General features: G+C 59.0%; 13 protein-coding genes and 1 pseudogene. 13 read left to right on the top strand and 1 reads right to left on the bottom strand.

Annotation, left to right across the window (positions count from 1 at the left end; genetic code table 11):
• Positions 1-51: 51 nt before the first annotated feature.
• The 13 genes and pseudogenes from U873_RS0120145 to U873_RS0120215 all read left to right on the top strand — a co-directional run bounded on the left by U873_RS0120145 (position 52) and on the right by U873_RS0120215 (position 9877).
• Positions 52-462, top strand: a complete 411-nt coding sequence (locus U873_RS0120145) for a hypothetical protein (protein ID WP_025129959.1) — start codon at positions 52-54, stop codon at positions 460-462.
• Positions 463-584: 122 nt separating this feature from the next.
• The gene (locus U873_RS0120150) at positions 585-914 is read left to right on the top strand and encodes a hypothetical protein (RefSeq protein WP_025129960.1); all 330 of its coding nucleotides are present in this window, start codon (positions 585-587) and stop codon (positions 912-914) included.
• 129 nt (positions 915-1043) lie between these two features.
• Positions 1044-1217 (top strand): annotated as a pseudogene (locus U873_RS36200) (terminase); the annotation flags it as partial.
• Between the two features lie 547 nt (positions 1218-1764).
• Positions 1765-2097 carry a hypothetical protein gene (locus U873_RS0120160; protein ID WP_025129961.1) on the top strand — a complete coding sequence of 111 codons (333 nt, stop codon included), beginning with the start codon at positions 1765-1767 and terminating at the stop codon, positions 2095-2097.
• Between the two features lie 430 nt (positions 2098-2527).
• Positions 2528-3016 (top strand): MerR family transcriptional regulator, encoded by a 489-nt coding sequence (locus U873_RS0120170; RefSeq protein WP_025129962.1) that lies wholly within the window; start codon positions 2528-2530, stop codon positions 3014-3016.
• A 535-nt stretch (positions 3017-3551) separates the two neighbouring features.
• Positions 3552-4631, top strand: a complete 1080-nt coding sequence (locus U873_RS0120180) for a trans-acting enoyl reductase family protein (RefSeq protein WP_025129963.1) — start codon at positions 3552-3554, stop codon at positions 4629-4631.
• A gap of 88 nt (positions 4632-4719) precedes the next feature.
• Positions 4720-5952 (top strand): NADH:flavin oxidoreductase/NADH oxidase family protein, encoded by a 1233-nt coding sequence (locus U873_RS0120185; protein WP_025129964.1) that lies wholly within the window; start codon positions 4720-4722, stop codon positions 5950-5952.
• Positions 5953-6021: 69 nt separating this feature from the next.
• On the top strand, positions 6022-6864 hold the full coding sequence (locus tag U873_RS0120190) for an NAD(P)-binding domain-containing protein (RefSeq protein ID WP_256244623.1): 843 nt from the start codon (positions 6022-6024) through the stop codon (positions 6862-6864).
• Positions 6865-7334: 470 nt separating this feature from the next.
• On the top strand, positions 7335-7580 hold the full coding sequence (locus U873_RS0120195) for a hypothetical protein (RefSeq protein ID WP_025129966.1): 246 nt from the start codon (positions 7335-7337) through the stop codon (positions 7578-7580).
• A 179-nt stretch (positions 7581-7759) separates the two neighbouring features.
• Positions 7760-8374 (top strand): GNAT family N-acetyltransferase, encoded by a 615-nt coding sequence (locus tag U873_RS0120200; protein WP_025129967.1) that lies wholly within the window; start codon positions 7760-7762, stop codon positions 8372-8374.
• Positions 8375-8633: 259 nt separating this feature from the next.
• A complete protein-coding gene (locus U873_RS0120205) occupies positions 8634-9026 on the top strand; it encodes an MliC family protein (RefSeq protein ID WP_025129968.1) in 393 nt (130 codons plus the stop codon).
• 228 nt (positions 9027-9254) lie between these two features.
• Positions 9255-9413 (top strand): hypothetical protein, encoded by a 159-nt coding sequence (locus tag U873_RS36975; RefSeq protein ID WP_177330295.1) that lies wholly within the window; start codon positions 9255-9257, stop codon positions 9411-9413.
• Positions 9414-9556: 143 nt separating this feature from the next.
• The gene (locus tag U873_RS0120215) at positions 9557-9877 is read left to right on the top strand and encodes a YbjQ family protein (RefSeq protein ID WP_025129969.1); all 321 of its coding nucleotides are present in this window, start codon (positions 9557-9559) and stop codon (positions 9875-9877) included.
• A 213-nt stretch (positions 9878-10090) separates the two neighbouring features.
• On the opposite strand, the gene U873_RS0120225 is transcribed toward U873_RS0120215, so the two are convergent.
• On the bottom strand, positions 10091-11731 hold the full coding sequence (locus U873_RS0120225; protein ID WP_025129971.1) for an ABC-F family ATP-binding cassette domain-containing protein: 1641 nt from the start codon (positions 11729-11731) through the stop codon (positions 10091-10093).
• Positions 11732-11859 lie beyond the last annotated feature (128 nt).

Below are 11859 nucleotides of genomic sequence, written 5' to 3' on the forward strand. Positions count from 1 at the left end.
TTGCAGCCTATCAATAAAGCCATGAGCTTCAACTCATCGCCCTTGAGCGACATGAACGCGGAATTCTCCGCAAAAAATCATTCGACTCTACAGGTGTTAAAAATGAGCGCAGCAAAAATTGGTAAACACTTCGGCAATTTGTTCCCGAAGGATGTTGTACAGATCGTCCCCCCAAACCAGAACGTGAACGGTCTGACCATTCAGACAGCCTACATCGACCCCGCTGATGGGTACGTCAACCTTTATGCCTCGGAGGCTGCTCCTGTCAGCGCTGGCGACGCCAACACACGCATTATTTTCTGCGGTAACGGCCCAGCTGTCGCGACCAGCCACTCCTTAATCACGCTTCCAGAACCTCTGTTCGTGCCTGCCGGTATGGGGCTTTGGGTTACTGCTGGCTCTAGGATTGCAGGCGCTGCTGCTACTGGATCGATTGCAATTACCTGGGACTTGGTTGCGTAAAGGCCACAACTAGTTACTGGCCCAGCCATGTGCCGGGCCTTCTATCTAGTGATTTTTTATCTTTGGGCTTCGCCCAGATCAGCAATAGTTTTTTCTTTGTTTATGCCCATGGAGTCGAGCGCATGGAGTTTCTGTACCGCCTGCTCGACAGGCTTGATACCTGGGTTACCCCGGGATTGGTTGGCGCGTTCGCCGCGAGCTGGTGGCGCCGTGACGACCTGGTGGACCGAAAGCCCTGGGCCGTTTTTATTATCTCGGGTGCGGTTTGCGTCCATCACCTGACCGGATTGGTAAGCGCTTACCTGGGAGTGGTCGAGCCCCGCAGAGTTGCTGGTATCGGTTTTCTGCTCGGTACCTTCGGCGGATCATTGATCGCGGCCATCACCCGGGTAATCAAAGCTGCTGATCTTTGGGTGTTCATTCGTTCGAAGTTCGGGGGAGGTGGCACATGATCCTGGAGCACGTTGCAACCTGGTCGGCTGGCCTGATCGCGCTATGGGCGACTTGGTGCTGCTTGAGCGGGAAGGTCCGCGACGGGGTGCTGGGGTAGTTGATCTACGCGACTATCGCGCTGAGCGGCTAGTCGCAACATCATCCTCAAAGCCCGACAACTGGGCTTCACCACGTTGGCCTGCATCGTCCAGATGGATGCTGCCCTGAATGATGCTAAGCGCCTGTTTCGGGAGGCGGTCAATTACGCCTACGACAACCTACCGAAAGAGATCCGCGCCGCTAACCCTGCGCGCAACAATGCCTGAACGTTTCCGGTCCGCAATTTGCTTTACGGGTGAGACCTTCTTATCTTTGCTGTTACGGATGTACTGCTCTGTCATTACTACGGTGGTATGCCCAAGTTGATCTTTGGTCTGCATGATCTCGCCGCTCGATTTCGCTTTGTCTGCAGCTGCCTTGGCGCGTAAGTCATGCATCTGGAAGCCGGACTTTTCAAATTCCCTTTCTGGTCATATCAAACCTTCTGCGCAACATCACCTTTGCCGTCGCTGTGCCACCTTCTGCAAAGGCCAGCCGTGTCGAGGGGGGCTTTGTGTTCGGGCTTCTGGGCCTTAATTCGATCAATCCTCTACAAGACCACTTCTCTCTATGGCGCGCGCGACGCGCAAGAGGTTGCTGGGAGCCCCATGTGCCTAGGCTGAACGTACAGGATTTTTTGCTGAATGAAGGCTGTCGCCAGGGCGCAGAATCAAGTTTCTTAGCGATTGGTAGAGTTGTTGGGCGCGCAGCCTTGTCAGTAAAGTTGCACTACGTTCGCTAACCGCTATAGACAGTATGTGAGCACCGCCCATGGCTCAACCGGATCACCTCGCCAACTACGTCAGCGCTATATTGGGCTTGTCATCGCTTCACTCCGCGCATCTTCAGAGTGCGAATCAGGAATCCTGGTCTGATCAGGGTTTTATCGTCACTGCGGAGGAGAAGATCTACGCCTTCGATGACGGCGCACTCATTAAACGGCTGGCGGAACAGGACAGTTTCCCCAGCGATGCGCTCTGCGCTGAATGTTGGATCAGTTATGAAGTGCTTCGTCAGCCACGTCATGCAACGGTAAACCCGACCCACATCAGCTTTACCAATGAATGTCGAGAGGCTTATTGGCTTCGGTACTTTTCCTTATAGGCGCCACTTCGTAGCGTCATAGCGCTCCAGTGCGACTGCGGGTACAAAAGTTTCATATTGTTCAAGTCCGGCCAGGTCAGTGGCACCCTTTGTTGACGTATCTATTGATCCTGATGAATCGAGTCTTGAAGCTATCAAGGCACACAGGAGCGCAGGTTTCACAGTTGTTGGTGATTCACTCGAAACCCCAGGCGCACTTGAAGTGTTTGAGACTGTGTTAACGGTTAAAAATCTCTGATGAGGGTGTTAGCCAGCGTGATGCCCGTCCTGTCTTTGGCTCGGGTTCTCATTGTGATGATCTGCCTCCGATTCCCCGCCAGCTCTAGCAACTTCGCCGCCTGGTTTTCCTTCGCCCCATGGGGCACTTGGTCGCCTGATGGTTTTAGATTTAAAGTCGGCCTCAGGGTCGATCGGATTTTTGAGGTGGGATATGAAAATAGGCGAACTGGCGAAGATCAGCGGCTTGGCGCCTTCACGCATTCGCTTTTACGAAGCGAGTGGCCTGATAAAAACCGTCGAGCGCAAAGCCAATGGCTATCGGAATTATGCGGCTGACACCGAGTGGGTTCTGAAGATCATCGTCGATGCGCAGGCTGCGGGTTTTTCGTTGGAAGAAATCCGGCAACTGATGCCGATGAATGCAGGTGGCTGGCAGCACGAACAGTTGCTCAGTGGCCTCAAGCAAAAGGTCGAGGAAATCGAAGTCCTTCAGCAACGGCTGGCCGAGAACAAAGCCCAACTGCTGCTGGTCATCAAGGGTGTCGAGGCCAAGCCCGAGGGCATGGCGTGTGCGGACAATGCGCAGTTGCTGATCAATCGCCTGCGTGATGAAGGCCGGGCGACAACGACAAGCCGCCCTGCCACAGCGTCCTCCAGAGCTCATAAACCCGTCAGGCTTCCCGGCGACCGACAGGCGTAAGAACGTTAAGGCCCCTGACTCTTCATGGCCGGGAACGGCTCTTCTCGGCAGGAAAACCCAGCGATGGCTCTACCCGTGATGATCGACAGGCCTTGGGGCGCCTTCAGATAAAAAGGACGGGCATTGCAGATGTTCAGAGGCCGCGTTGTGCATGTGCAGCCAACCGAGCACAGGCTCATCCAGAGGCGCGGTGTGGCCCGAGCCGGCGAGTACTTGCTGAGTCACAGGTTCCTGGTATCGGTGCGTGGGCAGCAGTTGGCGTGATTGGCCAAGGTGGCTGCGATAATCAGAAAGCCCCCGCTATCAATTCCAGTGCATCAGAAACTGAGGCCTTCGGCCGTATCGGGCTCCACCTGCGACGTCGCTGCGCGCAAGCTCACTTGCAACCTCGTTTCAAGATCAATTCCCGCCGCTGAACAATATCCGCCGCTAGCTGCATACTGGTGCTTGACCTTCAACCTGGCTGCAACGCTAGGGTCTGACGCTGATTGGGCTGGGCAGTAACGCAGGTCATCAATCCAGTCAGGAGCAGTGCATGAGCCAGCAAGACAATCTGGAGACGCAGATGAAATGGATGATCTATGGCGCCAATGGCTACACGGGCGAGTTGATCGCTCGCGCTGCTGCACAGCGTGGCCTCAAGCCTGTGCTGGCGGGACGCAACCGCGACAGAGTCGAGGCTCTGGCCCGGGAGCTGGGTCTTGAAGCCCGGGTGTTCGGATTAGATGAAGAAGCGCGATTGCTTGCCCAGATCAAGGGTTATGGCCTGGTTCTGCATTGCGCAGGGCCGTTCTCGGCAACCGCGGCTCCGATGATGGAAGCCTGTTTGGGTGTCAATGCGCACTATCTGGACATCACGGGTGAAATCGCCGTATTCGAACACGCCCAGTCCCTGAATGAGCGGGCGCGCGCAGCCAACGTGGTCATTTGTCCCGGCGTCGGCTTCGATGTCGTGCCAACCGATTGTGTCGCTGCTGCGCTGCAAAGCGCACTGCCGGATGCAACGCATCTCGCCTTGGGATTCGATTCGCGCTCGAGCTTTTCACCCGGTACAGCCAAGACCTCGATCGAAGGCATGGCGCAGGGCGGCAAGGTGCGTCGCGACGGGAGAATCGTGTCGGTTCCGCTGGCTTATCGGGTACGTCGCATCGACTTTGGTGCCGGAGAAAAGCTGGCCATGACCATCCCTTGGGGGGATGTTTCGACGGCCTATCACACCACCGGTATTCCCAACATCGAGGTGTTCATGCCGGGCTCCACCGGCATGATTCGCGGCGCCAGGTTCGCCAATCTGATGCGTCCGCTATTGGGTATGTCGTTCGTGCAGAGGCTGCTCAAGGCCTGCATCGGCAAGGCTGTGATCGGTCCGGACGACGCCACGCGTGCAGACCAAGGCACTTATGTGTGGGGGGAGGTACGCAACGCGCAGGGCGACTGCAAGGTTGCACGGGTGCAGACCGCGAATGTCTACAGCTTGACGGTCGATGCTGCATTGGCCGTGGTCGGCTACTTGTTACAGGCCCCGTCTGCTGGCGGTACCTACACGCCTGCGCGGCTGCTGGGAGCGGATCTGCTGATGCAGTTGCCCGGATCCGGGGCCTTGAATATCGAATGAGCATTCTTGAGGCCGGGTAGAAAAAGACGCTTGACCTTAAAGTTCACTTAAATCTTAAGGTGAGCCCATCTCAATCGAGGGCTACCCCATGAATGTGTTCGATGCTCTGCTGCTCCCCAACGGTTCGACGATCAAGAACCGCATCGCCAAGGCCGCCATGGAAGAGAACATGGCTGATGCCGACCAGGCACCGTCCGAAGAGCTGATGCGCCTGTATCAAGCCTGGGCCGACGGTGGCGCGGGCTTGATCATCACCGGCAACGTGATGGTCGACGGCCGTGCCATGACCGGGCCGGGCGGGGTGGTGCTGGAGGATGAGCGGCAGTTGGACAAGTTCAAGCGCTGGGCGCAGATCGGCCGCTCCGCTGGCGCGCAGTTCTGGCTGCAGATCAACCACCCGGGCCGTCAGATGCAGGCCAACCTTGGGCAACAGACCTGGGCTCCATCAGCCATACCGCTGGACTTGGGCAAGATGTCCAAGCGTTTTGCCACGCCTCACGCGATGACGCCTGATGTCATTGAAGAGGTTATCCAGCGTTTTGCGCGCTCCGCACGCCTTGGCGAACAAGCCGGATTCACCGGTGTGGAAATTCACGCTGCCCATGGCTATTTACTGAGCCAGTTTCTCTCGCCACTCACCAATCAAAGAACCGACGAATGGGGCGGTTCCCTGGAAAACCGTGCGCGGTTGTTGCTGGAAGTCGTCAAGGCAGTAAGGGCTGCGGTTTCTCCCGGGTTTGCGCTGGCGGTCAAACTGAACTCCGCTGATTTTCAACGAGGGGGATTCACCGCCGATGACGCTCGGAAAGTGGTTGAGCGGCTTGGTGGCCTGGGTGTGGACCTTGTGGAGTTGTCCGGCGGCAGTTACGAAGTACCCGCCATGCAGGGCGAGGCGCGCGATGGTCGCACCCTGGCTCGCGAGGCCTATTTCGTCGAATTTGCCCGAGATATCCGCACGGTCGCCCAAATGCCGATAATGGTCACCGGCGGCATACGTCGCTTTCCGGTCGCTGAAGATGTGGTGCGCAGTGGTGTGGACATGGTCGGTATCGGAACGGCGCTGGCTATCGATCCCTACCTGCCTCGTGACTGGTTGCAGGGCAAGGACAGCGCTCCGCAACTGCCACCGATCACCTGGAAAAACAAGGCCATCGCCGCCTTGGCCAACATGGCGGTGGTGAAGTTTCAACTGCGCAAGCTCAGTCGCGATAAAACGCCGGATCCGCATGTGTCACCGTTACGCGCACTGATTCTGCAGCAACTCGAAGCCGCCTGTCGTACCCGTCAGTATCGGCGTTGGGTAGAAAGGCGCTCGATCTAGGTTGATGCTCAGTAAAAGATTGACCGGCCAGGCGCAGGTTGCTCGATTGAGGTGACGTAAACATTTGGCATGACCCTCAAATCAATCGGCAGCTATGTGAAACTGTTTCAAACCTGCCATGACGATGGGAAAACTATGCAAAGCCTAGGTGTTCTGGGAGTTGGAGAACTCACCGAGAAGGTCGTCAAAGGTCTGCGAAATAGCGGCTACGCCGGGCAGATAAACCTCTCGCCGCGCAATCAGCAGCGTGCTTTGGCACTGGGCAGTCAATATGGCTGCGAGGTGATGGTTAGCAATCAAGCGGTGGTTGATCGCTCTGAAGTTCTCATGCTGGGCGTTCGTCCAGATGCCGTGGAGCGATTGTCGGAAGAGGTCGCGATGGGACCTGGCAAGACGCTGATCTCATTGGTGGCGGGAATGCAGATCGCTGAACTGTCCAGGTGTTTCCACGGCGCGAGCGTGGTCAGGGTGATGCTCTCCTGCGCTGCTGAAATCAACCGCACCACTGTGGTGATATACCCCGCAAATGCTGCGGTTCAACAGTGTCTTTCGGCGCTCGGCACCGTGATTGTCTTGGCGGATGAGAGTGCCTTCGAAACGGCCACAGTCGCTGCGTGCATGAACGGTTGGTTCTATTTCTGGCTGCATGAGCTCCAGCAATGGTTTGTCGACCAAGGGTTGCCGGAAGGTCAAGCCAGAAAGCTGCTACTCAGTAACCTGGAGGACTGCCTATCCAGCGCGAAGCACGACCTGAAAACGCCTCTTGCGAGCATGGGAAGTGCCATCGCCACCCCAGGGACATTCACCGCGAAAGGCCTGGAAATGCTTGAAAAGCAGAATTTTAGCGCGCCTTGGACCCATGCCTTCGATGCGGTGCTCAAGGATCTAACCGCGGATTCAAAACAGCGCTGATGCGATATTTTCCGCCTATCCCATCCACGCTGAATGTCCCGCAGATCCTGGGGGATCATCAGGGCACCAAGGGGGCGTCTCAAGGCGTATCTGGTCCCGCTTCACCGCGTGTTGCAGGCACGCAGTTCTCTTGAGTGGGGTAGGGATTATGGCAAAGGTCATTAAAAAACCGAGGTTCGTTGTGGGGCTGCCCATTGTTGTCAGCGGCGTCGCTAGCGGTAATGCGAGGTTCTGAATCCCGGCAACCATGCTCATGATCATTGGCTGGTCCCAGAGGAATCAGCAGAGAGTGCTGGAGGGCGGTAAAACCTGTAGGGTCAGGTCGGACTACAAGGCCCTGTTGCTCTGCCATGGGGTATTGTGCTCGAGCTGCATGCAACGATCAGGTTCAGCTCTGGATCGTGGGGTGATGCATGACAGGTTTGTGGTCTATTGCTTGATGCCCGGCATGGAGCCGGAAAGGAGGAGTGATGTTTGCGCGGATTATTGTAGGTGTGTTGATTGGTCTCGCTGCGGGTTTGATCCTTAGCGGAAAACTCTCCCTGGACGAAAAGACCCAGCAGATTGTCCAGTGGTTTGTCGGCGTCGTCGCCATAGGTTTCATAGCCTCTTCATTCATGTTTGGTGCGCTATACGGCGTGCTGGCAGTCGCTGAAATTGCCGGTGGCTATTTTGCCTACACCAAGCTGTTCCAGGCCGGCAGCTCCCAGCAATAGATCATGGCGGCCGGTTGAACGCAGGTGGGCCGAACATGACCACGCATCGGGTTTTCCCGAGCCAGGGCGACCGGCCAATGCCCTACATTTTTTCAACAATCAAAAGCTGTTTTCAGGGGCGGGACGAGCGCTAGGATGCGCCTTTCGAGCAGAAGCCCATTGACTTTACGGAGCACGGCATGCAACAAGGATCGTTACCCCAGTCATCCAGCGGGCTCGTGGCCAGGGAGCTCACCCTGGATGACGAGCGATTGCTGCAGGATTTCTTTGTCGACAATCCAGCGTACTTTCACATCGTCCATGGCTGTTCACCGCAGCCGGACCAGGCCCGAAATGAACTCGAGGATGCATTGCCCGAGGGCTGGACCTTCACTCGCAAGTGGAAGATCGGTTACTTCGATGCCAGCGGCAGGTTGCTGGCCGTGGCCAGTGTCGTCACTGATCTTCTGGCGCTGACGGTCTGGCACATTGGCCTGTTCATGCTCGCCGCACCGCTCACGGGCACCGGGCTCGCTCATCAGCTCCACCTTGAACTTGAAAACTGGGCGGCCGGTCATGGGGCGCGCTGGCTGCGCCTGAGCGTGGTGGCCGGTAATGTCCGGGCGCAGCGTTTCTGGCAGGCCTGTGGTTATATCGAAGCGCGTACCCGTGAGGGCATCGAGCTGGGCCAATTGCGCCATCGAGTCCATATCATGGTCAAACCGCTGTTCCAGGGGACGTTGGCGGACTACCTGGAGTTGATGCCCCGTGACCGGGCCGAGGGTTCGCTGCCCGTCTTGTCGAAACCTGCCTGAGAAGGCTGGATTGCCCCAGGTCGCTACCCTTCCTGGAGTCTGTTGCGCAGTTGATTGGCGAGAGGCAATTGCCGGGCGCGCCGCCTTCCAGCCGCAGCGAAGCCGGCTGCGGATCTTCTTTGAATCGTTGGACGCGCAGTTTCGGCCAGTGCTGACCCCCTTGGGCCATGCATGCGTCTCGGGAGCAGGGGGCTGGGCATGAACTAAAGCCAGCCTTGCAAGTCCCAATGGGCATCATTGAACGTCTGGGGAATTCACCGTGAACACTCATCTCGCTACGCTCTGCACCGCTGTCTTGGCGTGCACCTTGCCGATCCTGGCGCAGGCTGCCGAGTCGCAACCGACCGCTGAAGAGCCGGCCTACCAAAGCCAGGTGGCGCGCTATCAGTGCGAGGGTCGTGTGCGCATCGATGCGGCGTACCTGAACATCGACAACGGCACTTCCTTCGCCACGCTTTACTACAAGGATCAACTGATTCCCATGCACATCGCCCGGTCGGCGTCTGGTGCGCTGTATGTGGCGGATGACGAGCAGAACAGCTTCCGCTGGCACACCAAGGGCAAGACCGCGATGCTGTCGTTCATGGAGGCCGACCACACCGCCAAGGAGCAGCAACTGCTCAGCGACTGCAAGGAGATCGATCCGCAATAGCCGCTCCGTCCGGTTTCCTTCAGGCAAAAAAAAGCCCGCGGGAGAGAGCGGGCCAACAACGTAGTTGCTTGAATGAGCAAGGCGACTATACACAGCCTCGATCCTGGTCTGGATGAAACAAAATTCATCTGGTCCGTCGGCTGTTTTGTCGGTAAAGCCAAGGCGCCGCTGGATCTGTTCTAACCTGCAAGGGTGAGCGAAAAAATCCCTTCAGGAAGAGAGGTGGGCATGGCAATACAACAGCAACGCCCTTGTGAGCATGAGTGGAGCGATGAGGCGACGCAGCCCGAGGTCGAACACCAGGAGCCGCCACCGCAGACCTGGAAGCACCCGGACGATGGCAAGAGCCTGTCGGAACTGGACGAAGAGCGTCCGTTGAAACCTTGACCCAAAGCCCCGCCCTTGAGCGGGGCTTTCGTTTGCGGCAACCCTCAGGCGACATGTCCCGAGCCATGCCGCGGCTCTGATACCATCGCTCCCTTTGCTGCCCCGACCGGTCGGGGCGGGTTGTTCGCTCAAGGGAGAAACACATGATTGTCACCACCACCGCGCATATCGAAGGTCGGGAAATTGCCAGCTACCTGGATATCGTCAGTGCCGAATCCGTGCAGGGGATCAATGTGGTTCGCGATATCTTCGCCGGTATGCGCGACTTTTTCGGTGGTCGCTCCCAGACCCTGGAACGCGCCTTGAAAGAGGCCAGGATCCAGGCCACGACTGAAATCAAGGAACGGGCTCGTCAATGCAACGCCGATGCGGTGGTCGGCGTCGACTTCGAGATCAGCATGCCCTCGGGGCGCGGCGGCATGGTGGTGGTATTCGCCACCGGGACGGCGGTTAAGCTCCGCTAATCCTCCGGCCCCAGGGGCAATCTCAGCTTCCCATCGGAGTGCACCGCTCCACCAGGGGGCCGTCCGGGCAGCGTACACAAGGCAGGGTTTGCCCCAGGGCCCGAACGCCGTGTTCCAGTGCCCGGGCATGGGCGCCCTGAACGTCCTCGATCACCAGCCCTAGCGCCAGCATGAAGTGGTCTCTCGCAGCGGATTCTGCTGTAAGGCGTTGTTTCATCCTCCCAGCGTCCTGAGGTCCCAGCCGTCTGCCGACCATTGCAGCTCATGGGTGGGCGCCAGTGCCTGAAGAAAATCCTGATCGTGGGAGGCAACCACCAGGGCCCCGGGGAAGTCCCGCAGTGCTCGTTCGAAAGCCTGCACCGACTCCAGGTCCAGGTGATTGGTGGGTTCGTCGAGCAGCAACAGCCTGGCCGGGCTGCCGCTCCACAGGGCTATGGCCAAGGCGGCTTTCAGGCGTTCTCCGCCACTCAATTGCGCACAGGGCTGTTGCACGCGTTGCGCATCCAGTTGCAGGCGCGCCAGGCGGGTACGCAAGGGGCCTTCCTGCAGCGGTGTATCGGCCGTGCCCAGGTGTTCCAGCAGTGAGCGTTCCGGGTCGAGCTGCGCCAGGTGCTGGTCGAGGTAGGCGCTGCTCACTGCCACCCGGCATTCACCGCTCAGTGGTCGTAGCTGACCGGCGAGCATCTTCAGCAGCGTGGACTTGCCGCAGCCGTTGGGGCCGATCAGTGCGATGCGCACCGGGCCCATGACGTTGCAGGTCAGGCGGGACGCCGGTGACCGGGCATCCAGCCAGGGTAATTGCGCCTGCAGCAGGTTGAACACCGGTTGGCCTGCCTGCAGGGTGGTGGCGGGCAGGGTGAGCAGGGTCGGTTGCTCCGGGACGACCCGGGCGTAGACATCGCGTACCTGCTCGTCGAGGCTGTCCTTGTGCCCCTGATGGCTGTGGCGCACCTGGCCCATGATGTCCCTGGCGGCGCCGAGCAGCTTGGCCCGTTCAAAGCCCGAGACATTGGCGCTCTTGGCGTATCTGCGTGACGTGGCGGCGTGGCGCTGGATGGTGTCGTGCTCCCGTTGCAGGCGCTGCTGTTCACGGCTGCGCTGGGTACGCGCGTGTTCCAGGGTGGCCTGGGCGGCGTCGTTGTGGGCCTGGCGCTGAGCCTGGAACAGTGCGTAGTCGCCGCCATAGACCTGGATCCCCTGGGGGCTGAGTTCAACGATCCGCTGCACCTGCATCAACAATTGCCGATCATGGCTGACCAGGATCAGGCCGCCGCGCCAGTGTTGCAGCTGTGTCGTCAGCCAGCGCCGTCCGGCGCGGTCCAGGTGATTGCTGGGTTCATCGAGCAGCAACAGTTCGGCGCCGCTGAGCAAGGCGCCGATCAGCGCCACGCGAGCCAACTGGCCGCCGCTCAGGGTGCCGGCCAGATCCTCCGGCCCCAGGTGCTGCAGGTCGGCAGTGTCCAGTGCCTGGCGCAGGCGTTGGGCCAGGTCCCAGCGCTCATCCACCTGTTGCAGATCTTCCAGGCTGGCGGTGCCGGCGGCCAATCGATCCAGGGCGCGCAGGGGTTTGGCCAGACCCGCCACCTCGGCCACCGTCTGGCCTGGGGCCAGCTGCGGATCCTGAGGGACATACGCCAGGCTGACGTTGCGGTTGATGCTGCCGGAGGAGGGCGACAGTTCCCCGGCGATCAGCCGCAGCAGCAGGGATTTGCCCGTGCCGTTGCGCCCGACTATCGCGGTGGGCACGGCATCGAAGCTCAGGTTCAGGGCATTGAGCAGGGTGTCGCCATTGGCGAACTGGTAGGTCAGCTGGTTCAGGGAGACCAGCGCGGGCAGCCGTGTGACGTGAGTCATCAGCACCTCCGGGAAATGTGGGAACAGGCCAACGAGCACTGGCGGCGCTCGTTGCGGATACATTCTGGAAGGCTTAGTTGTTCACGTCGGCAATCGTCCTGGGACGTAAAAGAGGTGCATAGCCTAGC

The sequence above is a fragment of the Pseudomonas sp. PH1b genome (genome assembly GCF_000633395.1).
GTDB lineage: Bacteria > Pseudomonadota > Gammaproteobacteria > Pseudomonadales > Pseudomonadaceae > Aquipseudomonas.

Excerpts from the sequence above, each read along its gene's own strand:
- U873_RS0120225 (WP_025129971.1), bottom strand. The coding sequence starts at position 11,731 with ATGACTCACGTCACACGGCTGCCCGCGCTGGTCTCCCTGAACCAGCTG.
- U873_RS0120150 (WP_025129960.1), top strand. The coding sequence starts at position 585 with ATGGAGTTTCTGTACCGCCTGCTCGACAGGCTTGATACCTGGGTTACC.
- U873_RS0120200 (WP_025129967.1), top strand. The coding sequence starts at position 7,760 with ATGCAACAAGGATCGTTACCCCAGTCATCCAGCGGGCTCGTGGCCAGG.
- U873_RS0120145 (WP_025129959.1), top strand. The coding sequence starts at position 52 with ATGAACGCGGAATTCTCCGCAAAAAATCATTCGACTCTACAGGTGTTA.
- U873_RS0120215 (WP_025129969.1), top strand. The coding sequence starts at position 9,557 with ATGATTGTCACCACCACCGCGCATATCGAAGGTCGGGAAATTGCCAGC.
- U873_RS0120160 (WP_025129961.1), top strand. The coding sequence starts at position 1,765 with ATGGCTCAACCGGATCACCTCGCCAACTACGTCAGCGCTATATTGGGC.
- U873_RS0120185 (WP_025129964.1), top strand. The coding sequence starts at position 4,720 with ATGAATGTGTTCGATGCTCTGCTGCTCCCCAACGGTTCGACGATCAAG.
- U873_RS36975 (WP_177330295.1), top strand. The coding sequence starts at position 9,255 with ATGGCAATACAACAGCAACGCCCTTGTGAGCATGAGTGGAGCGATGAG.
- U873_RS0120190 (WP_256244623.1), top strand. The coding sequence starts at position 6,022 with ATGACCCTCAAATCAATCGGCAGCTATGTGAAACTGTTTCAAACCTGC.
- U873_RS0120170 (WP_025129962.1), top strand. The coding sequence starts at position 2,528 with ATGAAAATAGGCGAACTGGCGAAGATCAGCGGCTTGGCGCCTTCACGC.
- U873_RS0120180 (WP_025129963.1), top strand. The coding sequence starts at position 3,552 with ATGAGCCAGCAAGACAATCTGGAGACGCAGATGAAATGGATGATCTAT.
- U873_RS0120195 (WP_025129966.1), top strand. The coding sequence starts at position 7,335 with ATGTTTGCGCGGATTATTGTAGGTGTGTTGATTGGTCTCGCTGCGGGT.